Source organism: Sorangium sp. KYC3313, from assembly GCF_052075895.1.
Taxonomy (GTDB): domain Bacteria; phylum Myxococcota_A; class Polyangia; order Polyangiales; family Polyangiaceae; genus Sorangium; species Sorangium cellulosum_B.
The window spans coordinates 10591125-10613888 of record NZ_CP197255.1; the positions used below are offsets into that span (position 1 = coordinate 10591125).

General features: G+C 73.0%; 12 protein-coding genes. 11 read left to right on the forward strand and 1 reads right to left on the reverse strand.

Translation table 11 applies throughout. The features are described from left to right. Positions 1-106 precede the first annotated feature (106 nt). The gene (locus ACSRUE_RS40260; protein WP_441288178.1) at positions 107-4117 is read right to left on the reverse strand and encodes a protein kinase domain-containing protein; all 4011 of its coding nucleotides are present in this window, start codon (positions 4115-4117) and stop codon (positions 107-109) included. Positions 4118-4722: 605 nt separating this feature from the next. Between ACSRUE_RS40260 and ACSRUE_RS40265 the strand changes: the two genes are divergently transcribed. The 11 genes from ACSRUE_RS40265 (at position 4723) to ACSRUE_RS40315 (ending at position 22545) form a co-directional block, all read left to right on the forward strand. After that, positions 4723-8985 carry a HEAT repeat domain-containing protein gene (locus ACSRUE_RS40265; protein ID WP_441288179.1) on the forward strand — a complete coding sequence of 1421 codons (4263 nt, stop codon included), beginning with the start codon at positions 4723-4725 and terminating at the stop codon, positions 8983-8985. Then, positions 8982-9572 (forward strand): hypothetical protein, encoded by a 591-nt coding sequence (locus ACSRUE_RS40270; RefSeq protein WP_441288180.1) that lies wholly within the window; start codon positions 8982-8984, stop codon positions 9570-9572. The genes ACSRUE_RS40265 and ACSRUE_RS40270 overlap by 4 nt, the downstream gene beginning before the upstream one ends. Continuing rightward, complete coding sequence (tsaD, locus tag ACSRUE_RS40275; RefSeq protein ID WP_441288181.1) at positions 9560-10630, forward strand: tRNA (adenosine(37)-N6)-threonylcarbamoyltransferase complex transferase subunit TsaD; 1071 nt, start codon at positions 9560-9562, stop codon at positions 10628-10630. The genes ACSRUE_RS40270 and tsaD overlap by 13 nt, the downstream gene beginning before the upstream one ends. Positions 10631-10886: 256 nt before the next feature. Then, positions 10887-11906, forward strand: coding sequence for a hypothetical protein (locus tag ACSRUE_RS40280; protein ID WP_437769478.1), 1020 nt, complete (start codon positions 10887-10889; stop codon positions 11904-11906). Further along, positions 11896-13659 carry a hypothetical protein gene (locus ACSRUE_RS40285; RefSeq protein WP_441288182.1) on the forward strand — a complete coding sequence of 588 codons (1764 nt, stop codon included), beginning with the start codon at positions 11896-11898 and terminating at the stop codon, positions 13657-13659. Before ACSRUE_RS40280 ends, ACSRUE_RS40285 begins: the two co-directional genes overlap by 11 nt. Positions 13660-13670: 11 nt before the next feature. Continuing rightward, positions 13671-14720, forward strand: a complete 1050-nt coding sequence (locus tag ACSRUE_RS40290; protein ID WP_441288183.1) for a tetratricopeptide repeat protein — start codon at positions 13671-13673, stop codon at positions 14718-14720. 32 nt (positions 14721-14752) lie between these two features. Then, entirely contained in the window at positions 14753-16429 is a 1677-nt protein-coding gene (locus ACSRUE_RS40295; protein WP_441288184.1) for a hypothetical protein, read from the forward strand. After that, complete coding sequence (locus ACSRUE_RS40300) at positions 16426-17622, forward strand: hypothetical protein (RefSeq protein ID WP_441288185.1); 1197 nt, start codon at positions 16426-16428, stop codon at positions 17620-17622. Before ACSRUE_RS40295 ends, ACSRUE_RS40300 begins: the two co-directional genes overlap by 4 nt. A gap of 257 nt (positions 17623-17879) precedes the next feature. Continuing rightward, a complete protein-coding gene (locus tag ACSRUE_RS40305; RefSeq protein ID WP_441288186.1) occupies positions 17880-19250 on the forward strand; it encodes a PGRS family protein in 1371 nt (456 codons plus the stop codon). A 346-nt stretch (positions 19251-19596) separates the two neighbouring features. Beyond that, positions 19597-21210 carry a protein kinase domain-containing protein gene (locus ACSRUE_RS40310; RefSeq protein ID WP_441288187.1) on the forward strand — a complete coding sequence of 538 codons (1614 nt, stop codon included), beginning with the start codon at positions 19597-19599 and terminating at the stop codon, positions 21208-21210. Between the two features lie 270 nt (positions 21211-21480). Beyond that, positions 21481-22545, forward strand: a complete 1065-nt coding sequence (locus tag ACSRUE_RS40315; protein ID WP_441288188.1) for a PEGA domain-containing protein — start codon at positions 21481-21483, stop codon at positions 22543-22545. Positions 22546-22764: the final 219 nt, after the last annotated feature.

Below are 22764 nucleotides of genomic sequence, written 5' to 3' on the forward strand. Positions count from 1 at the left end.
CGTCGTGAGAACGGCGAGAAACCGGTCGTTCAGGCGCGCTCGTGGGCAACGCACGGCTCCTGGAAGAGCCGCGAGCAGGGAATCCCACGCGCGACGAAGCGCGAGTTCATGGGGCGTCTCTGTCGCCGAGCCAGCGCGCCGCGAGCGCGAGCGTCTCGCCGTTGTCGAGCGCAGACAGAAACCGATCCCGGTAGCGAGGATTCGAGATCTGCCCGGCACGGGACATCACGCTGCGGCGCGCCCGCGCGAGCGCGTCGAGCGCCTCGGCCTGCCGGCCGCTCGCGAAGAGCGCCTCGGCCCGCACGAGCCGGATCAGCGACTCGCCCTCCTCGACCGCGCCGAGCGACTCCAGGAGGGAGAGCGCGTCGCCGGAGAGGGCGAGCGCCTCCTCGGCGCAGCCCTTCCGGAGCAGGACCCGCGCGGAGAGCGCCCACGCCGCCGCGCGCATCGGCGGCGCACTCCGCAGGAGCTCCGCGGCCGCGCGGGCCTCGGCCTCGGCGGCGCCGAGATCGCCGCCGAGCAGCGCCGCCTTCCCCAGGTAGGCGCGGGCGATCCCCTCGGCCCGCGGATCGCCCAGCCGCTGGAACGTCGCGATCGCCTCGGCCTGGACCCGCCGGGCCTCGTCGAGATTGCCGCGGGCGCTCATCACGTTGCCCAGGTTGGTGCGGGCGACCGCGGCCAGATCCGTGAGCTCCATCTGCTCCGCCGCGCGGAGCGCGGCGCGCAGCGCGGCCTCGGCCCCCTCGTAGTCCCCGAGCTCCATGGTGATGGCGCCCAGGTTCACCCGCAGCGAGCACGCGTTGCGGCGGTCGCCGCTCCGCTCGAACACCGCGAGCGCCTCCTCGATGCCGTCGAGGCAGGCGCCGAGATCGCCGGAGGTCATGGTGCGGATGGCGCGCGCCTCGTAGAGCCTGGCGAGCACCTCGACGTCGAGCGGCCGCTCCTCCTCCCCGCTGCGCTCGAGGGCCTCGATGATCCCGTCCGCCACCGCGTAGCGGCCGCCGAAGGCGAGCCAGTTGGCCCCCTCGACGAGGCAGATGTCCCTCCCGGTCAGCGCGCCCTCGCGGGGTGATGCGCCCCGCGCCGTCGCTACCCAGGACTCCACGCGATCGAAGGCCCCCTGCTTGCCAGCGGCCGTGACCACCCAGGTCACGGCGGAGTACCAGGACGGCGAGCCCGGCTCGAACAGCGCGACGGCGTCGAGCGCGCGCTGCTCGGCGACGGCGAAATCGCCACGCCACACGCGGGCCTCCGCGTCGACGAGGAGCAGCCCGCCCGCCCCTGCCTCGGTCGCGCCGCACGCGAGGCCGCGCTCGGCGTGGCGGATCGCGGCGAGGAGATCGTTGCCGCGCAGCGCCTGCTCCGCCGCGCGCCGGTACCACGCCGCCGCGCGCCCCGGCTCGGCGCCGCGCTCGAAGTGCTCCGCGAGCTCCGCCGCGTCGCCCTTCCCCTCCCCTTCGAGCCACTCGCCCACCAGCCGGTGGCCGAGCCGCCGGTCGTACTCCGTCAGCGCCCCGTACGCCGCCTCCCGCACAAGGCCGTGCCGGAAGCTGTACTCGGCGTCGTCCGCGCCCGCCTCGATCGGCGGGCCAGGCTCGGGCGCCCCGGCACGGCACGCCGGCGGGGCCTCGCGCCCGGGCCCGTCCCCGGGCCCCCCGCGCGCGGACGACGTGGAGGAGAGGCTTTCACCAGGCGCGCCGCCCCGGCCAGGCGGCCGCCTCGGGACGATCACCTCGCGCTCGACGAGCTCGGCGAGCCGGACCGCCACCTCGGCGTCGGCGCCGCCGAGCAGCGCGGCGACGCCGGCGGGCCGGAAGCTCTGGCCGAAGACGCTCGCCGCCCGGAGGACGCGCCGCGCCTCGGGATCGAGCGCCTCGAGCCGCGCCTGCACCATCGCCAGCACCGTCTCCGGCAGCGCGGCCCCTCGCCCCTCGGCGGCAGCGCGGATCTGCTCCTCCAGGAAGAAGGCGTTGCCGTCGGCCCGCTCGACCAGCGTGCCGATGATCTCCTCCGTGACGGCGCCGCCGAGCGCCTGGCGCGCGAGCCGCTCGCTGGCGCGGCGCGAGAGCCCCGTGAGCTCGATCTCCTGGACGCCGCGGCCGGCCCACAGCTTCGGGAACACCTCGCGCACCTCGGGCCGGCCGAGCGCCAGCACCATGAGGGGCGCGTCGCGCAGGTTGCGGAGGGCGCTGTTGATCATGCCGACGGTGGGCAGGTCGCCCCAGTGCATGTCCTCGAGGACGAGCAGCACCGGCTGCGCCGCGCACTCGGCGCGCAGGAACTCCTCCCACGCGAGGTGCAGCTGATCGCCCATGAGCACGGAGCTCCGCCGCGCCGCCCTGAGCGCCTCGCTGGCCTCGTCCGGGAAGGGCGTCCCCACGAGCTCGCCGAGGAAGGGCGCGACGTGGGCGCCGCGCTCGCCGTGGCGATCGACGCGCTCGCGGATCCTGCGCTGCACCGCCGCGGCCGGCGCGCCGTCGGCGACGCCGAGCGCGCGGCGGAGCACCTGCGCCAGGAGGCCGAAGGCAGAGCCGGCGCTCATGGGGTCGCCGCGCGCGACCCAGACCGCCATGGGCTCGTCCCGCGCTCGGAGGCGCCGGAGCAGCTCGACGCGCAAGCGCGACTTGCCCATGCCGGCGGGGGCCGTCACCAGCACCGCGGACGGGGTCTGCTCCTCGATGCACTGGACGAACGTCGCCTCCAGGAGCGACAGCTCGCGGTCACGGCCCACGCATGGCGTCGGCTTGCCGAGGAGGCGCGGCACCGCCTCGAGGTCGTCGCACTCGCCGCGCAGGAGATGGCCCGCGTGATCCGACCCGACATCGAACCGCGCGCCGAGCAGGCCGGCCGTGACCTCGTCGATGCGGACCACGCCGAGCCGCGCCTCGTCGCCGGCGAGCAGCGCGGCGGCCTGATCGATGAGCTTGCCGATGGGAGAGCGGGCGGTGATCTCGGCGCGCCCCGAGACGAGCGCGACGGGCGCGCCGCCGAGCAGCACCTGCATCGCGAGCGCGCACCGCGCCCCCCGGGCGGCGAGATCGGTCGGCGCGACGAGGCCGGACAGCACCACGACGGGAGAGCGCGCCTCGATGATCTCGAGGCGGCCCTGGTGACGCTCGGCCAGGGCGCTGAGCGCGCGCACGCGGAGCGCGTCCTCGCCCTCGGACCGGGTAGCGTCGCTGTCGAGCGCGCCGTCGCGGGCGACGAGGAGGCAGATCATCCGGCGCTCGCCGGTCGTCAGCTCGGGCGTGGGGCCGCCCATGGGCAGGGGGAGGCCGCGCCGCGAGGCCGGCGCGAGATCGCCGAGCGACCCGAGCTCGGCGGCCACGGCCGCGCCGTCGCGGGGGCGGTCGCGCGGGGCCTTGGCGAGCATGCGCGTCACGAGGTCGTCGAGCGCTGCCGGGACCTCGCCGCGGAGCTCCCGGAGCCGCGGCGGATCTTCGAGGAGGACCTTCACGAGCACCGAGAGGCCGTCGTTGCCGACGAACGGGGGCCGGCCGGTGAGGCAGCGGTAGAGGATGCAGCCGAGGGCGAAGACGTCGGCGCGGGCGTCGATGGCGACCTCGCCGCGCGCCTGCTCGGGGGCCATGTAGCCGGGGGTGCCGAGCATCACGCCGGGCATGGTGAGCTCCTGGCCTGCCTCCGCGACGCGCGCGACGCCGAAGTCGAGCAGGGTGACCTCGTCGACGGAGCCGCCGACGAGCAGGAGGTTGCTCGGCTTGAGGTCGCGGTGGACGACGCCGAGCCGGTGGAGGGCGCCGAGCGTGGAGGCGACGCGCACGCCCAGCGAGAGGCTCTCGGGGACGGCGAGCGGCTCGCGGAGCAGGCGCTCGGCGAGGGTCTCGCCGGAGAGCCACTGCATGGCGAGGTAGAGCTCGCCCCCCTCGGTCGTGCCGTGGGCGACGTACCCGACGACCCCGGGGTGGCGGAGCGCGGCGAGCGCGTGAGCCTCCCGGCGGAAGCGGTGCGACTCCTGCGGGCCCGTGCGCTGGAGGATCTTCAGCGCGACCGGCTCGCCCGTGAGCCGATCGCGGGCGCGGAAGATCTGCGCCATGCCGCCGGAGGTCGCGTGCCCTTCGATCTCGAAGCGGTCGGCGACGAGGTCACCAGCGCGCATCAGCGGTACCCCTGAGACGACTCAGAGAGCCGCAGCGCTCGCCTGTGGGGTGCTTCGGACGAGCTCATCGCAGTGACCGAGGATATCCAGAACTGCAGCGCTCCCCGTCAGCAAATTGTGCGGTAAGCAAGGCAACGTCAGGGACCGCGGCCCGATGAGCTCGCGGCGAGGGCGGATCCAAGGTTGTGCGCCTCACCACATACGAACAGCGATGTGCCCGACGTCTGCCCGAGTCGATTGGCCCGACGCGTGTCCTCCGTCCTCGGCGCCGAGTCAACAGCGTCACCTCGTCGAGAAATCCATTCGAGTAACCGGACCGGATGGGGGTGTCCTCGTCGTCGATCAGGAGGACCACCGTGCGGCCGTGATGGCGCGCGACGTGATCGGACGGCTCTCTCGGTGAGCCACGGCAGTCTTCCTCCGAGATCTCTCCGAGGAGCATGTGCTCGTCGTGTCGCCGCTCATCCGGGCAGAGCGGTCGCTCTTCAGCAGCCGTTGATGCTGGCTGTCGAGGCGCTGCACCTCCGAAGCCCCGATCGCGCCCGTTCCCGGCGCCGCCGCAGCTCCGCGTGGCCCGCCGCGCACCGTCGATCTACCCTACCCGGGTGCGATCCCACGTTCTGGCCGGCTGCCTCGCGGTCCTGATCCCCGCGGCCGCGACGCTCGCGATCCCGCGCGCCGAGGCAGCGGACTTCGATCCGTCCGGCCGCGGCAAGCGGCCCAGGCCGAAGGCCCCGAAGCCCGGCGGCGGCAAGCCTGGCCCCGCGCGGCCGAAGCCCGCGAAGCCGCCGCAGGCGAAGCCGGAGCCGGCCGCGACCGGCGACGGGAAGCGGGGCGGCCCGTCGAGCGACGCGCTGATCGCGCGCTACACGGCCATCGTCATGAGCCAGCCGAGCGCGCCCTTCCCGCTCCAGCGCCTCGCCCAGCTCTACCGCGAGCGCGACGGGAACCTGAAGAAGCTCGTCGAGGAGTTCGAGCGCCGCGCCGCGCAGCCCGGGGCCGACGCCTGGGCCTCCAAGGTCGTGCTCGCCGGCGTCTACAAGCAGGACGGGCGCTACGACGACGCGATCAAGACCTACGAGGCCGCCATCGCGGACCGGCCCGGGGACCCGGCGGCGATGATGGCGCTCGCCCAGCTCGAGGCGGATCGCGGCGACAAGGCCCGCGCGCGCGCGCACTACGAGAAGGCGCTGCCGCTGCTCAAGGTCCCCGCGGACGTCGAGCAGACCCGGCGCACGCTGCTCGCGCTCTGCCTCGACCTCTCCGACTTCGAGGCGGCCAAGGCGCAGCACGACGCGCTCGTGAAGAACGCGCAGGGCTCGCTCTTCGTGAAGGCCGAGCTCGGGCGCGAGCTCTCGGCGCGCGGGCACCACGCGCGCGCCGAGGCCGAGTTCCGCGAGCTCGTGAAGGCCGCGGCCGGCGACAACCGGGCGCTCGCGCCGGCGCTGCGCGATCTCGGGCAGGCGCTCGCCAAGCAGAAGAAGATGGACGAGGCGCTCGCCGTGCTGAAGCGAGCGCTCGCCATCGCCGGCAGCGCCGCCGGGGTGCGGGCCGAGATCCTGCTCATCATGACCGACGCGTTCCGCGCCGAGGGCAAGCTCGCGGAGCTCATCGCGATCCTCGAGGCCGAGAAGGGGCAGGACTCCCAGCGGCTCGCGACCCTGGGCGCCCTGTACGAGGAGACCGGCGACGTCGACAAGGCGATCGGGATCTACAGGAAGGCCCTCGCGCTCGACGGCAAGCACATCGACACGCGGCTCCGGCTCGTCCACCTGCTCCAGACGGCCGGCGAGCTCGACGCCGCGATCCGCGAGTACGAGCTCCTGATCAAGGCGGCCCCGGGCAACGCGGACTTCGTCTTCGAGCTGTGCGAGACGCTCATCCAGCGGGGCGACCGGCCCAAGGCGCTCGCGCTGCTCACGCAGCTCGAGGGGCGCGTCGCGGACGAGGCCGAGACGCTCGCGGCCGTCGCCGATTTCTACGAGCGGGTGGAGGAGAAGGACCGGGCCCTCAAGGTGCTCCAGCGGCTCGCCGGGGCCGCGGGCGGCGATCCGAGCCACCTCGTCGACCTGGGGGACCGGTACTTCCAGGCCGGCGACAAGAAGAAGGCGCTGGAGACGTGGGCGCGCATCAAGCAGGTCGTGCCGAGCCGGGCGCGCGCCGCGGCCACGCTCGGGGAGGTGTACCTCGACCACGACATGGTGGCGGAGGCGCTCGCCGCGCTCCGGGAGGCGGCGCAGCTCGAGCCCGCGAACAGCCGCTACAAGAAGGCGCTCGCGATCGCGCTGGAGCGCACCGCGAGCGCGCTCGGCAACGCGGGGCCGCGCTACGCGGAGGCGCGCGAGCTCTGGGAGCAGCTGCTCGCCGGGGCGGGCAACGACAAGCTGCTCGCGCGCGAGGCGCGCACCCACATCGTCAGCCTCTGGTCGCTCACCCACGAGCTGCCGAGCCGCGTCGCGCCGCTCGCCGCGCGCTTCAAGGCGACCCCGCCCGACCTGGAGGCGGGGCGGCTGCTCGCGGAGGTGCAGCGCAAGCTGCACCGGCTGCCCGACGCCGAGGCCACGCTCCGGAGGCTGGTCCAGGCCGCGCCGGGCGACGAGGACTCGCTCCTCGCGCTGGAGCGCGTGCTCGTGCTCCAGCAGAACCTCCTCGGCGCGATCGACGTGCTGGCCAAGCTCGTCGAGGTGAACCCGAAGCGGGCCCGCGAGTTCTACCAGCGCATGGCGCAGTACGCCGCGGAGCTGTACCGCGACGACGACGCGATCCGGTACGCCGCGCGGGCCGTCGAGCTGTCGCCCGAGGACGCGAGCGGCCACCAGAAGCTCGGCGACATGTACCGCCGGCGGCAGGACTTCCCGCGCGCGATCGCCGAGTACCGGCAGGCGCTCGCGAAGAACGACCGGCTGTTCCCCGTGTACTTCGACCTCGCCGAGCTGCTGCTCACCGCGGGGCAGGCCGAGGAGGCCGACCGGCTCTTCCGCCGGGTGGTGCGGGCGTCGAACGACGAGGAGCTCGTCGCGCGCGCGGCGCGGATGTCGATGCAGGTGAACCTCGGCCGGGGCTCGCTCGAGGTGCTCGAGCGCGAGCTCCTGCCGGTCGCGGTCGGCAACCCGCAGAAGCCGCTCTACCGGCGGCTGCTCGTGGAGCTCTACGGCGCGATGACCTTCCCGCTGATGCAGAAGGTCCGCGGCGAGGGCCGCGCGGCGAGCGCGGCGGCGCGCGCGGAGCTCGCGAAGATCGGCGCCCGCGCCGTGAAGCCGCTGCTCGACGCGCTCGCGGACGAGAAGGAGTCGCAGCAGAAGGTCGCGATCGAGGTGCTGGCCTACGTCGAGAACAAGGGCGCCGGGCCGGCGCTCTACAACTTCGCGGTCGGCCAGGCCGACAAGGGCCTGCGCGCCCGCGCGATGATCGCGTGCGGCGCGCTGCGCGACCCGGCCATGCTGGAGCGCTACGAGCAGATGCTCGCGCCGCGCGACGCGGCGGCGAGCGTGCTGCCGAACGACGCGGTCGCGGTCGCCGCGACGTGGGGCGTGGCGCGGCTCGCGGCGGGCGGCGGGCGGCCGGCGGCGAAGGCGGTGGCGCTGCTCGCACGGCTCCTGTCGTCGCCGGCGCCGGAGGTGCGGGCGCTCGCGGCGGTCGGCCTCGGGCTGACGCACGACCGCAAGCACGCCGCGGCCCTGTCCGCGGTCGCGAGGGCGCCCGAGGCCGGCTCCGTGCCGCGCGCCGCCGCGGTCCGCGCGCTGGGCGAGCTCGCGGGCGGCGGCGAGGGGCCCGCGCTGTTCATGTCGCTCGCCGACTCGAGCGAGCCGGAGCTCCGCCGCGCGGCGCTGTTCACGCTCGCGCGGCTCGACGGCGGCGGCAGCGCGGGACCCGGGGGCGCCGGCGAGGCCGAGGCGGTCGCCGCGGGCGGGGCCGCCCAGGCGATCGCGGCCGGCGCGTTCTCGTCGGACGAGGGGCTGCGCGCCGCGGCGGTGTCCGCGGCGGTCGCGCTCACGCGGCGCGCGTACCCGCGCACGCGCGAGCCGCTCCCGGTGCCGGACGGCGCGCTGACGGTGAAGGGCGTGCTCGCGGGGCTCGACCCCGATCCGCCGGGCCCGGAGGATCGCGCGGCCGCGCTCGTGGCGCTCGGCCCGGCGCTGCAGAAGGCCGCGGTCGCCGCGGTCGCGACGTCGCCCGAGCGGGCCCTGGTCGTCGCGGACGCGATCCTGTCGCGCGGCGCGGCCGTGTCGGGCGGGGCAGGCGGCGATCGCGGCGCCGGCGGGGGCGTCGCGGCGCTCGGGCTCGCGCCGTTCACGGACGGGCGCGCGGCGCTCGCACCGGAGCCGAGGCGGCGGGTGGAGGCCGCCGTCGAGGAGATCGCGGCGGCGGTCGTGAGCGGGTTCGTGGCGCTCGTGCGGCACCCGGCGATCGAGGTGCGCACGCGCGCGGTCGAGCTGCTCGCGACCCGGCCCGAGCCGGAGGCACAGGCCGCGGTGGTCGACGCGCTCGGCGATCCCGAAGAGAGCGTGCGGCGCGCGGCGCTCTCGGCGCTCGGCGCGGTCCGGCACGGGCCGACGATCGCGGCCGTCTCGGAGCTCCTGCGGACCTCGTCGAGCTGGCCGCTGCGCGTGCGCGCGGCGGAGGCGCTGGGCCGGCTCGGCGCGCCGGGCGGGGGCGCGGGCGGCGGCAGGCCCGGTCAGGTCGCCGAGACGCTCGGCGAGGCGGCCCGCGCCGACGCGTACGCCCTGGTGCGCGAGGCGGCGGCCCGCGCCCTGGCCTCCGCCGACCGCGCGGCGGCGGCGCCGGTGCTCCGGCAGCTCGCGGCGAGCGATCCCGAGCCGCGCGTCCGCCAGACCGCGGCCGAGCTGATGCGGAGCGCCGCGCCTTGAGCCGCGCCGCTCCGCCCGGGCCGCGGCGCCGCGCGCTGCGGCTCGCGCCGCTCGCCCTCGCCGGCGCGATGAGCGCCGGCGGGGCGGCCGGCTGCGACGACCTGAGCCGGTTCTCGACGGCCGACGGGGAGGCGTACTGCGGCGCGATCACGCTGGGCGGCGCGTTCCGCGCCGGCCTGAGCCCGCGGGTGCAGATGCGGCTCACGCTCGACGCCGACGCGCTCGACGGGGCGGAGCCGCCGGGCGCGCTGTGGACCTACGAGGCGCCCGACGGGGCCACGGCCGAGCGGCGCCTCCTCGACGGCGCGCCGCTGCGGCCGATCGGCGCGCTCGCCCACGATCCGCTGTCGCGGCTGGAGTTCGGGGAGGGCCGGGAGCGCAACGCGATCTACGCGGTCGACGCGTCGGAGCCGGGGGCGGAGCCGCTGCTCGCGGTGCTGTCGCTGCGCACGGACGCGTCGGTCGAGGTCCGCCTGCTCCGGCCTGGCCGGGCGCCGCTCGCGTCGGGCGAGACGGCGGCGGCGGGGCAGCGGCAGGTGTTTGGCAATTTCAGGCTGACGCGACAGACAGGGACATGCGGGTTCTAGGGATCGAGACATCGTGTGATGAGACGGCGGCGGCGGTGGTCACCGAGGGCGGCGACGTCCTCTCCGACGTCGTGCGCAGCCAGGTGGCGCTGCACGCGCCTTACGGGGGCGTCGTGCCCGAGGTCGCGGCGCGCGATCACGCGCGCGCGGTGGTCCCGGTGGTGCGCGAGGCGCTCTCGCGCGCGGGCGTCTCGGCGGCGGATCTCGACGGCATCGCGGTGACGTCGCGGCCGGGGCTCGCCGGGGCGCTGCTCGTCGGCCTGCAGGCCGCGAAGGGGCTCGCGTGGGCCGCGGGCAAGCCGCTCGTGGGCGTCGATCACCTCGTGGGGCACCTGCTCGCGGTGTTCCTGCGGCGGGGCGGCGAGCCGCCCTCCGACGAGCGCGAGCGGCCGTCGTTCCCGTACGTGGCGCTGCTCGCCTCGGGCGGGCACACGGCGATCTACCGGGTGGATGGCCCGGCGGTCGGCGCGATCCGGGAGCTCGGCGCGACGCGCGACGACGCGGCGGGCGAGGCGTTCGACAAGGTGGCGAAGCTGCTCGGCCTCGGGTATCCGGGCGGGCCGGTGGTCGATCGGCTCGCGGCCGGGGGCGACGCGGCGGCCGCGGCGGACGCGGTGCCGGCGCTGATGGCGCGCAAGGAGTCGCTGGAGTTCAGCTTCTCGGGCATCAAGAGCTCGGTCGCGCGGCACGTGGCGAAGCGGGGGCGGCCGGAGGGGCAGGCGCTCCGCGACCTGTGCGCGGCGTTCCAGGGGGCGGTGGTCGACGCGCTCGTGCAGAAGACCGTGCGGGCCGCGCGGGCCGAGGGGATCGGGCGGGTGGTCCTCGGCGGTGGGGTCGCGGCGAACCAGGGGCTCCGCGCGAAGATGGCCGCGGCGTGCGAGCGGCGGGGCCTCGCGCTGTTCGTGCCGCCGCTCGCGAGCTGCACGGACAACGGGGCGATGATCGCGTATGCGGGCGCGCTGCGGCTCGCGGCCGGGGAGCGGGACACGCTGGATCTCGCGCCGGAGACGAGGACGGCGCTGCCGCGGGTGACCCGCAAGGGCGGTGGCGCGAGGTGATCGGGACAGGCCGGTAGCGTGAGCGCTGCGGGGAGCGGAGGGGTCGCGGGGCGCCTGTGTGTGGGGACATGGCGTCCGGCGGCGGACGATGAAGTAATGGCTCGTGCTAGGGATTACCTCGGACTTGTACGCTGCGGCGAGCCGTGGTCTGATGCGTTCTCAGGATTCAGGCCGGCCCGCGCTCGCCGTTCTTCCGGCCGCGCGGGACAGGACAGGGCGGGATAGCCTGCCCGGCGGGGCGCGAGGATTGTAAGCCATGCAGGTTGTTCTACCGATAGTGCTCGGGTTGATCGCGGTGGCGTGCGGCGCGGGCGCCGTGTTCCTGTTGATGCAGGCCACGCAGCTGAAGCGGCAGCTCCAGGACGCGAACCAGCATATCGAGGCGCTCCGGCAGGCCAAGGGCCAGCTGGATCAGCTGCGGGCGCAGTACGGGCAGCTCCAGCAGGCGCTCGAGATCTCGCGGGGCGAGGACCGGCAGAAGGTCGACTGGCTCGACGCCCAGCAGAAGGAGATCGACTGGTACAAGAGCGAGCTCGAGAGCCGGCCGAAGATCACGCAGAAGCGGTACAAGATCCTGACGCTCGGCATCAAGTGGACCGGCAAGACGTCGCTCACGCTCAAGTGGGCGAATCCCCTCGTGGATCTGGGCACGCTGCAGGGGACGAAGATCGAGCGTTACGAGCGGACCGTCAGCCACGTCCTCACGAAAGAGGTGTTGACGGAGCACGTGTTCGAGATCGGCGACTGGGGCGGCGAGCACATCGTGGATGCGCAGCAGGAGCTCATCATGGAGGAGATCCATGGGCTCTTGATGGTCGTGGATCTGGCGGGCAAGGACGGTCAGAAGATCGAGCCGTCGCGGATCCAGGAGCAGCTCCGGGAGTTTCAGCCGCAGTCGCTGCAGTTCTTCTTCAGCCCGAAGACGCTGGCCTCGTGCAAGGCGGTCGTGCTCTTCATCAACAAGTCCGATGTCCTGTCCGGGACGCCGGCCGATGTGGAGCGGGAGGCGCGCGGGTATTACAAGACGCTCATCGACAGCCTGGAGCGCTACAAGAACAACATCGACATTCGCGTGCTCGTCGGGTCGGCGAGCTACGGGCACAGCACGCATCACCTGTTCTCGCACTTCGTGGAGAAGATCCTCCCGAAGAACGCGTATGATCCGCAGCTCCTGCAGCGGATGAAGCAGGACATCAGCGGGCATTCGGCGCTGTCGCGGACCGCGGCGCTCCCTGCCCCGCCGGTGCCGCAGCAGGTCAGGCCCAATGTACGGTAGCGAGGGCGCTTCGGGGTATGTGATCCCGCGGTACCGCGCGCCGGCGGACGCGGCGTGGTATCACGTGCTGCACGGGAACATCCCGGGGCACCAGATCGACTTCATGTACTGCCCGGAGGTGCCGCAAGGGCCCCTCACGACGACGCAGTTCAGCCACCTTGCGCGGCTGATGAAGTACATCGAGCCTGCGACGGGGTCGACGCACGCGTTCGCGATTGGCAATCTGTCGAGGGATGACACGCAGCACGAGCCTGGCCACGGGGCGGTGGGGCTCATCTTCGGCTTCCGGATCGGCGGGGCGGTCGACCACGCCGGGCGGGGGAACCCGCCGTTCGCGCACGGCATCGTCGCGGTGGATCGGGACCTCGGGTATGCGACGCTGCTGGAGGCGTCGGCGACGTTTTACCGGCACGTGATGAACGCGACGGAGCTGAACTCGTCGGCGGGCATGTTCTACCGCGAGTACGTGAGTGCGGTGCGGGAGGCGCCGGAGCGGGTGGCGCACGTGCTGGAGCGGTATGTCGAGGAGTTCGGCGATCTGCCGTATCTCCGGCGGAGCGGCGCGACGTGGGACTGGGTGGCCGACGAGGGGGCGCAGCCGAAGCGGGTGGTGATCGTCCACAAGCCGGATGAGCCCTTCGGGTCGATCGCGCTCGCGGCGGCGAAGATCGCGACGGTGCTGTACCGGTCGAACATCAAGTGGACGTCGATCACGAGCGGGCGGGAGGCGGATATCCCGGGCGGGGTATCGGTGCGGTTCGTGCGGGAGCGGGACGTCACGATGGAGGACCGGCACGGCGTGCTGCTCCGGATCGAGGAGGTCTCGGAGGACGAGGGGGAGATCGCGCGGGGGATGTTCGGGGCGCGGCCGCTGGCCGAGGTGGAGGAGAAGCCGCAGTTCGGCGGCGGATGGCGCGAGCGGTTCGCGGCGCAGCAGGGCGGGACGGGGCCGGTGGGCGTGGCGGGCGCGATGCCGGGGGTGGCGCTGCAGGAGCGGCGGGTGCCGGGGTCGATGCCGCCGTCGCAGAAGGGTGTGGGGGCGGGGCCGGCGGGGCCGGCGTCGCAGCAGGTTGGGCCGAAGGGGACGCTGGTCATCGATTCGGAGAAGCTGCTGGGGAGCGCGGCGCTGGCGGCGGGGGTCGAGGCCGGGGGCACGGGGCCCGTGCGGATGGGACAGGCGGCGGCGGGGAATGCCGTGCCGGCGCAGGCGGCGGGCGGCGTTGCGGGGCGGGCGGCGAGCGGCGGGGCGTGGAGCGCGCCGGCGGGGCCGATGCCGGCCGCCGGCTTGGAAGAGCGCGACGAGATCCCGGTCATCGTGGAGAAGCCGGCGTCGTCGCGGACGTGGATCTGGGCCGTCGCGGGGCTCGGCTTCGTGGCCGTGGCGGGCATGGTCGCGGTGCTGGTATCGCAGGGGACGCCCGGGGGCGGGACGGCGACGCCGGAAGCGACGGGGCCGGGCGTGGCGGCGCCCGCGGGGAGCGCGGCGGCGCCGGGGCCGAGCGCCGAGGCCGGCGCGGCGTCGACGGGGTCGCCCGCCACGACCGCGCTGCCATCGCCGTGGGCGCCGCCGGATGTGACGGCGAAGCCGCAGGCGGATGTGCCTCCGCCGAAGACGCAGCCATCCGGGCGGACAAGGAACACCAAGGCAGGTGGGGCCGCGCCGGGGCGCTTGGACCCGAAGCCCAGAGGGGGTAAGGTGCCGCCGTCGAACGCTGCTGTGCCGCCTCTCCCCGAAGGGAAGCCCGAGTTTTGATGACTCCGACGATGAGGAAGCGACCGCTGCTGTGGAGCTTTGGCGTGGCCGTGGCGTTGATGACGCAGGCGGCGGGCGCGCAGCAGCCAGCCACCGCGGCCGCCGCCGGCGAGACCGACGCGCTGACGGACAAGGCGCGACAGCTCTACGAAGAGGGGAGACAGGCGGCAGCGGCGGGGAAATGGGCCGATGCGCACGCGTCGTTCCTCGCGGCGTGGGCCATCAAGCCGCATTACCAGATCGCGTCGAACCTCGGGGTGACCTGCCTGAAGCTGGGCAGGCATCGTGAGGCCGCGGAGTACCTGGCGCGGTATCTCCGCGAGGCGCCTGCCAGCAAGGTGAAGGAGCGGCAGAGCGCGGAGGCGTCGCTGAGAGAGGCGCTCTCCAAGGTCGCGTCCGTCACGGTGCAGGTGGCGCCGGCAGGGGCGGAGGTGACGGTCGATGGGGCGGCGAGGGGCAAGGCGCCGCTCACGGATCCGATCTTCCTGGAACCGGGCGAGCATGTCATCGGAGCGAGGCTCGACAGCCATGAGCCGGCTACGCAATCGATCGTGGCCATCGCGGGGCGGAAGGAGACAGCGGTTCTCCAGTTGAAGCGCACGCCGGCTGCCGGCGTGGTGGTGCAGCCTGGTCCGGCGGTCCTTCCGCCAGCGTCCGGCGCCGTGGGCTCGGAAAGCCGCACGCGGAAGGCGCTGCTCCTGGGCGGGGGGATCGCGGCAGGTGCCGGCGTGGCGGCGGGGGTGATCCTCACGGTGATGGCCAACGCGCGGGCGAGCGAGGCAGAGGACAAGACTGACGAGTTGCTCGGCAAAGGGTACAGCGAATCTTCCTGTCATGGCATGACCACGCCCGACTGCAAGGATCTCAGGGATACGGTATATGCCAAGGTCGATCTCAGCAACGCGGCGTTCTGGAGCTTCGTGGCGGGCGGGGCGCTCGGGGCTGGCACGCTGGTGTACGGGCTCGTGACGAGGAAGCCTGTGGAGGCGGCGCCGGGTGTGCGGGCAGCACCGCTCCTGGGGCCGAGCGTTGCCGGACTCTCGCTCAGCGGACAGTTCTGAGCTCGCATTCCTGGACTGGAGGAGTTTGCACTATGCGTCGCCGCACTCATGTCGCCTCGGTGCTCTTTCTAGCGACGATGGCCCTGGCCGCCGGCGGGGCCGGGTGCGGCGCAGTCGACTGGCCGTTCTCTCGCCCTCAGGAGGCCGACGAAGCGGGCTCCCAAGAAGTGGAGGACACCGGCTGCGCGGACATCCTTGCCTGCCACAACGAGGGAGAAGGCGGAGGCGGAGGACAGCCGCCACCGCTGGCGCAGTGCGTGCCGGGCGATGGCCAGGGCTGGAACGCAGACGCGACGTGCGGCGTGTTCGTGAGGCCCGACGGAGACGATGAGAACGACGGGACGCCGGGCGCACCGGTTCAGACGTTGGAACGAGCCATCGCCCTCGCAACCGAGCGCACCGATCCCAAGACGAAAAACGTGTATGCATGCGCCGAGAAATTCACCAAGGCGGTCGAGATCGCGGTCGACGTGGCGCTGTTTGGTGGGCTCGACTGCAAGAACGGCTGGCGGTGGATAGGCGAGCAGACTCGGACGACGTTGACGGCCGATGCTGGAACCATCCCCCTCACCATGCATGGGGGAGCAGAAGTCCGGATGGAAGACGTCGATGTCGTTGCGGAGTCTATTCCCCCGGAGGAGCAGGCGATGTTCGGAAAGTCGTCCATCGCGGCCGTGGCCGACGGTATCACGCTCTCGCTTGCGCGCTGCACGATTGCGGCAGGTAATGCCGCGCGAAACGCGAAGAGACGCCCGAACACCGGCGACGACGCGGCCGCCGAGGCCGGGAAGGATGGGAACCCAGGTCGTGAGGCGTGCATGCCCACCATTACCCCCGGCGGTGCTGAGCAATCCAACGACTGCGAAGAGGGGGTCGAGGACTCTCTCAGTGGCGCGGGCGGACCAGGGCTTCCGGCCGCTGGCAACCAGGGCCTCAGGGGCACACCAGGTGGCTCGGACAATGGCGGAGTCGGGCAGGCGTCAACAGCCGATCTCTGCAAGAACGGCCGAGATGGCGTAGATGGCACTGCCGGCGAGCCGGGCGCAGGCGCTGGGACCATGGCCCTCGGGACCCTCTCACGAGAAGATGGCTACACCGGCGTATCCGGCCTGCCCGGCCTGCCCGGGGTCACGGCGCAGGGTGGCGGCGGCGGCGGCGGTGCTCGCGGTATTCCGAACATTCCCAACCCCACGCCGCCGCGGGAATGCCCCAACGGGATCAAAGGAGTCGGTGGCGCCAGCGGCGGCTCGGGCGGCGCGGGAGGCTGCGGTGGTAAAGGCGGCCCCGGGGGTAACGCCGGCGCCTCGAGCATCGCGCTGATCAGCATCTACTCCACCCTCGAGTTCAACGGCGTCACCCTGAAGACAGGACGCGGCGGCGACGGCGACGACGGCTGGCCAGGACAGCCCGGAGGCGACGGTGGCAAAGGCGGCGAAGGCGGCAAGCCGCCGACGGACTCCTCCGGCCTTGACAACGCCTGCAGTGGCGGTCGTGGCGGCCGCGGCGGTCAGGGCGGCACCGGCGGAGGCGGCCGCGGCGGCCACTCCATCGGCATCGCCTTCCTTGGCACGCCACCGCCGATGGCCACGGACCAGATCGTATTCGAGATTGGCGACCCTGGCCTCGGCGGCCAGGGCGAGGGCAACGACACCGTACATAATGGTGCCGACGGAGACGCCGCGCCGACGCTTGATTTCACCCCCCGGTGACATCCACCGTGCCCGGCAGTGGCCAGGTCTCATGTACTTGCCCGCACGCGTTCTTTCCCCGAGGACAAATCGTGAGCAAGAATGCGCCGATGATCCACCGTTCGGCAGCGGCCAGCCTGCTCCTCCTCGGCGTCCTCTGCACGTCGCCAGCGGCGGCGCAGGACGGTCCTGTGCTGGCACAGAACAAAGCAGCCGCCGTCGCGCTCGCCGAGCAGGGATGGGCCCACTACGAGGCGCAGCGATACGCCGAGGCGCTCCTCGCGTTTCGTCAGGCCGAGGCGAAAGCGCACGCGTCCCCGTTCCTGCTCATGGTGGCGCGCTGCTACGTCAAGCTCGGCCGCTTCCTCGAGGCGCGCGATGTGTATCGGCTCGTCGTGGACGAGAAGCTCGCGCCCGGCGCTCCGTCTGCTTTCGCGGAGGCGAAAGCCAGCGCGATGAAGGAGCTCGCCGAGCTGGAAGCACGCACCCCGACCGTGGAAATCATCGTCACGGGGACCGTTCCTGCCGGGCTGAAGTTGACGCTCGATGGCCTCCCCATCCAGCTCGCTACCCCCGTGCAGCGCGATCCCGGCGATCACCCCCTGGTCGTCCGCACGCCCGGGCGCCGTCCCTTGACCAAGACGGTTCACCTGACCGAGGGAGCGAGAGAACGGATCGCGCTCGATCAGGCTGCGATCGATGCGCTGCCGCTCGTTGAACGACCGGAAGACAAGCGGGCGCCTGCCCCGACCGCGAAAGGGCGCCCAGACGCATCTCCGTCTCCGGCAGCGAGGACGCCGCGCAGCAACTTCCAGACGCCAATTGAGCTGCGGACGCCGTTGCTCGTCACGGGCGGGGTCGTGGCGGGCGCCGGCATCGTGACGGGCGTGGTCTTCGCGGTGCTCGCCGGCAATCGAGCCGATCACGCGGAAGAGGTCAGGAACGAGCTGAAAGCCCGATGGGGCGGCGAGAAGAGATGCCCCGAGGGAGACGTTCCCATGTGTAGCGACCTCAAAGACGCAGTGTACGACGAGCTCGATCTGGGCAACGTCGCATTCTGGAGTCTCGTGGCGGGGGGAACGGTCGGGGTGGGCACGCTGGTCTACGGGCTGGTGACGATGAACGCTGAGCCGCAGAAGACGGTCCCGGGCACACACGTGGCGCCGCTCCTCGGACCGGGCACTGCCGGGCTTTCGTTCAGCGGAAGGTTTTGAGCTTACGTACTTCGAAGGGAGAAGGCCGTACTATGCGTCGTCGCGCCCATCTTGCTGCTGCGATCTTCCTGGGGACGATGGCCATGGGAGCGATAGGGCCTCAATGCAACCACCCCCCGTGCACTGACTTGAGTGATGAGCTGCGGGAGGACTGCCAGTTGGACGGAACAGCAGGAGGGCCGCCGGATCCGCCGTCGCAGTGTGTGCCAGGAGAGGGCGAAGGGTGGAAGGCCGACGCGTTGTGTGGTGGGATCTTCGTGAGGCTCGACGGAGACGATGAGAACGCCGGGACGCCGGACGCGTCGGTGAAGTCGTTGGGGAAAGCCATCGCCCTCGCGACTGCCCTCCCCGATGCCACGAAGAGGAACGTGTATGCGTGCGCCGAGACGTTCGAAGAGAAGGTCGAGATCCAGGCAGCTGTGACGCTGTTTGGTGGGCTCGATTGCGCGAACGGCTGGGGATGGATAGGCGATCAGAAGCGGACGACGCTGACGGCCGAGGCTGGGACCATCCCTCTGACGATGCATGGGGGCGGATCAGTTCGGATGGAGGACGTGCATGTCCTTGCTGAGCGCATTCTGACGTCCGGAGCGTCGTCCATCGCGGCCGTAGCCGATGGTGTCACGGTTTCGCTTGCGCGCTGCACGATTGAGGCAGGTGATGCCGCACCTGGCGCCGATCAACGCCAGGACACGAACAGCGCGACGCGCGGGGGCGATGGGAACCCAGGTGAAGCTGGGTGCATGGCCTCTGCTACCGCCGGCGGTGCCGAGCCAGTCAACAACTGCGAAGATGGGGGCGAGGTCTCCGTCGGCGGCGCTGGCGGAGTAGGACAGCCGAACAGCGGTGGCAGCGGCGGCGATGGCACGCCGGGAGGCTCGGTCAATGGAGGAGCCGGACAGACGGCAGGGGGAACGCTCTGCCGCCCCGGCGACGTTGGCGCCAATGGCATGCCCGGCGGGCCAGGCGCCGGGGCCACGACTCTCGGCACCCTCTCACAAGGTGGCTACACCGGCGTATCCGGCGTTTCCGGTATGCCCGGAACCACGGCGCAGGGTGGCGGTGGCGGCGGTGGCGCTCGCGGTGTTCTCAGCAGTGGCTCCCCCGGGCGTTCCTGCCCCGGCGGTGCCAAGGGAGTCGGCGGCCCCAGCGGCGGCTCGGGCGGCGCGGGCGGCTGCGGTGGCAAGGGCGGCCTCGGGGGTTCCGCCGGCGGCGCGAGCATCGCGCTCATCAGCCTCGACGCCACTCTACAGCTCCACGACGTCACCCTGAAGACAGGCAGCGGTGGCAAGGGCGGCAACGGCGCTCCAGGACAGCCCGGCGGCGGCGGCGGCAACGGCGGCGTGGGCGGCGTGGCACCGCCACCGCCTGACTCCTCCGGCCTTAACGACGCCTGCGACGGCGGTCGCGGCGGTCGCGGCGGTCAGGGTGGTCAGGGCGGCCGCGGCGGCGGCGGCCGCGGCGGTCACTCCATCGGCATCGCCTTTCGCGGCACGCCGCCGCCCATGGACGCGAACGACCTCCATTTCGAGCTCGGCGAGCCCGGCCTCGGCGGCGAGGGAGACGGGAGCAACGGCGACGGCGCCCCCGGAGCCAAGGCGCCGACGCTCGATTTCACCTCCCCGTGACGCCATGGCCCCATCGATGGCCCCTCGTGCGTCTCGCGCTCCCCCAATGGCCCCGCGATCGCGCCAGCGGCGTCGCTCGGCGCGGCCCGCTTCCCGAGGTGTCACCGCTCCACCGAGAGGAGCGCAGACACGTCGTCAGCACCCCTGACCTCAGCATCAGCCGCGCACCGGAGCTTCCGTCCGCCATGCACGCATCGGGAGAATCCCGGTCGCCACCGCATCGCCGCCTGCCCCGCGCCTCCCTCCGTCAGCCGCCGCCACCCGATCCTCCCTCGCTCGCCTTCATCCTCTTCCTCCCTCGCGTCCGGATCCGCTACCCTCTTCCCTCCTCACCGAACTCCCGCCCATGCACCTCGGCGCCGGCTCCGTCCTCATCGGCAAGTACCGCCTCGAGCGCCCGCTCTCCCGCGGCGGCATGGGCTCGGTCTGGGTCGCGCACCACCTCCAGCTCGGCACGCCGGTCGCGGTCAAGTTCATGGACCCGGCCTACGCCAACTCGCCCGCGTTCCGCACCCGCTTCGAGCGCGAGGCGCGCGCGGCCGCCCAGCTCAGGACCCCGCACGTCGTGAAGGTGCAGGACTTCGGCATTCACGAGGGCGTCCCGTACCTCGTCATGGAGCTCCTCCAGGGCGAGGACCTCAACGCGCGCCTCTTGCGGCGCGGCCGCCTCCCGCTGCTGGAGGCGCATCGCATCCTCGCCCAGACCGGCAAGGCCCTGCGCAGCGCGCACGACGCCGGCCTCGTCCATCGCGACCTCAAGCCCGCCAACCTCTTCCTCGCGCGCGTCGACGGCGAGGACGAGGACATGGTGAAGCTCCTCGACTTCGGCATCGCCAAGGAGACCACCTCGAAGCTCGTCGCCGACGCCTCCACGACGGGCGAGGTCATGGGCTCGCCCCACTACATGAGCCCGGAGCAGCTCCGCGCCGAGCGCGACGTCGACGCGCGCAGCGATCTCTGGGCGCTCGGGGTCATCCTGTTCCGCATGGTCACGGGATACCTCCCCTTCCCCGGCGATGTGCTCGCGCAGGTCATGACCAGGATCCTCGTCGACCCGATCCCTTCCGCGACCCAGCTCGCCCCCGGCCTGCCCCCGACCATCGACGCCTTCTTCCACCGGGCGCTGGCGCGCGATCGGGCCCACCGGTTCCAGACCGTCCGCGAGCTGGTCGACGAGTTCGCGCGCATCGCGGGCGCGCCGCGGTTCGCGTCGTCCGTGTCCGATGCGCACGGACCGTTCCCCCTGGCCTCCACCGGCTTCGTTCCAGGGGCGGCGACGCCCCTGCCCGGAATGCCTCTGGGGCCGGGCGGCACGACCCCCGGCGGGCCGCTCGCGCCGCCACTGGCGCCGCTGACGGCGGCTGTCTCGGCGGGCACGCTGACCGGCACGATCGATCCCGCCAGACCGTCCGGCGGACGCCGCTCCTTCGCGTGGACGACATGGATCCTCGTCGCGGGAGCAGCGGCCACCGTCAGCGGGATCGGCGTGACCCTCGGATCGCGCTTTGGCCAGCAGGCCGAGCCTCCCTCCGCCGCGGGTGCCCCGGCGACCGCGGAGCTCGCGGCCTCCGGCCTGGGGCAGGCCGCCGCGGAAACGCCGTCCAACAACCCCGCGATGCGTCCCTCGCCGCCGTCGACCGCTGCGCCTCTCGTCGAGCCGTCCGCGCCGGTGACGGACGCTGGCCCGAACGCCGCTGCAGAACTCTCCGCGCAGCCCCCCACACCACCCAGCGCGCCAGCTGCCGAGCCCCACGCTCCAGCCCCCGCCGGCGCCCCGGCTGCCCGTCCTAAGAACACGCCGACGGTCGAGCCCAGCCCGTACCCAGCAGAGACCGGCGAGCAACCTCGGAGCCGCCCGACGGCCGACAACCCCGCCCCTCAGCGACCACCGCCGCCGCCATCACCCCGCAGCCCGCCGCAGCCCCCGAAGGAAACGAAGCCCAAATGGGGGATCCGCTGAGGACGAGCTCAAGGAAGGAAGCCGCCGCCTCCGGTGCTTGGGGCGCGTGCGTCTCCGTGCATGAAGCCGCGCGTCAACACCCCTGCGACGCAGGAACGGCCGCGGGACGCTGCGGAGCTGCTGCACCATCACGCCCTGTATGAAATGGGAGCATCAAATGCTTCCCTGATCGCACAGAAGAGGTACGGTTCGAGCTCCAGGGTAGGCAAGGTGCTGCTGTACCCTTCCCTTGCTCCCGACGCAGCTCCCTGACGCAACGCCGGACTTATCATGACGAGGAACCGCCCGCTGCCGTGGACCCTGAGCGTAGTCATCGCCTTGCTGGCGCCCGCCGCCGAAGCGCAGCCGGCGCCCCCTCGGGCCGAGGCGCAGGAGAGCGACGCGCTGACGGACAGGGCGCGCCAGCTCTTCGCAGACGGGGTGAACGCGGCCAACGCGGGGAAGTGGGCCGAGGCGCACGCGGCGTTCCTCGCGGCGTGGGGGCTCAAGCCGCACTACCAGATCGCCTCGAACCTGGGCGTGGCCTGCCTCCGGGTGGGCAAGCCGCGCGACGCGGCCGAGTACCTCACGCGCTACCTCCGCGAGGCCCCCGCGACGAAGGTCCAGGAGCGGCAGCGCGCGGAGGCGTCGCTGAAGGAGGCGCGGGCGCAGGTCGCGGCCGTCACCGTGGAGGTCGCGCCGGGCGGGGCCGAGGTGACGGTCGACGGGGCGATCGTCGGGCGAGCGCCGCTCGCGGATCCCGTGTTCCTCGATCCGGGGCGGCATGAGATCGGAGCGAAGCTCGACGGGCATGTGTCGCAGACCCGGCCGGTCGACGCGACCGCGGGGGGCACCGAAACGGTGGCCATCAAGCTGCAGCGCCCGCCGGTGCCGGAGGCGAGGCGTGCAGGCATTGAAACGAGCGTCTTGCCGGCGCCCGGGGTGTCGCGAGACAGCGGGAGGACGGCGGTGATCGTCGGGGGCGGCATCGCGACCGGCGTCGGAACGGTCGCGGGCGTCGTGTTCACGCTCGTCGCCAACGGCAAAGCGAGCGAGGCGGAGCGGCAGAAGAGCGTGATCGCCAACATGGATCGCGGACCCGTCCGCATCAACTGCGCGACCCCCGCGGGCAGCAATCAAACGCAGCAGTGCGGCAAGCTGCGCTCGCTGGTCGACGACAAGTATCTTTTCAGCAACCTGGCGCTCTGGAGCTTCATCGGTGCAGGCGCGAGCGCGGCGGGGACGCTCGGCTACACCTTGCTTGCGGGAGCGCCGACCGAGCCCGAGCAGCGGGTGCATCTCTTTCCGCTCGTGATGCCAGGCGGCGGCGGGCTCGTCGCCGGCGGCGTGTTCTGAGCCGAGGAACCATGAACCGACGAACACAGAGGGCGATACGGCTTGCCGCGTGTGGAGCCTCGACGCTGACCCTGGCCTCGATCGCAGCAGTGCTCCCAACGGCGAGCTGCCTCGGCCCCGACTGTAGCGAGCTGTATGAATGCAGCGGCGGGCGCGGGGTGGGTGGAGAGGCAGACGGCGCGGGGGCCGGCGGCGCATCAGGGAGCGGAGGTGCCACCG

Excerpts from the sequence above, each read along its gene's own strand:
- ACSRUE_RS40260 (WP_441288178.1), bottom strand. The coding sequence starts at position 4,117 with ATGCGCGCTGGTGACCTCGTCGCCGACCGCTTCGAGATCGAAGGGCAC.
- tsaD (WP_441288181.1), top strand. The coding sequence starts at position 9,560 with ATGCGGGTTCTAGGGATCGAGACATCGTGTGATGAGACGGCGGCGGCG.
- ACSRUE_RS40280 (WP_437769478.1), top strand. The coding sequence starts at position 10,887 with ATGCAGGTTGTTCTACCGATAGTGCTCGGGTTGATCGCGGTGGCGTGC.
- ACSRUE_RS40285 (WP_441288182.1), top strand. The coding sequence starts at position 11,896 with ATGTACGGTAGCGAGGGCGCTTCGGGGTATGTGATCCCGCGGTACCGC.
- ACSRUE_RS40290 (WP_441288183.1), top strand. The coding sequence starts at position 13,671 with ATGAGGAAGCGACCGCTGCTGTGGAGCTTTGGCGTGGCCGTGGCGTTG.
- ACSRUE_RS40295 (WP_441288184.1), top strand. The coding sequence starts at position 14,753 with ATGCGTCGCCGCACTCATGTCGCCTCGGTGCTCTTTCTAGCGACGATG.
- ACSRUE_RS40310 (WP_441288187.1), top strand. The coding sequence starts at position 19,597 with ATGCACCTCGGCGCCGGCTCCGTCCTCATCGGCAAGTACCGCCTCGAG.
- ACSRUE_RS40315 (WP_441288188.1), top strand. The coding sequence starts at position 21,481 with ATGACGAGGAACCGCCCGCTGCCGTGGACCCTGAGCGTAGTCATCGCC.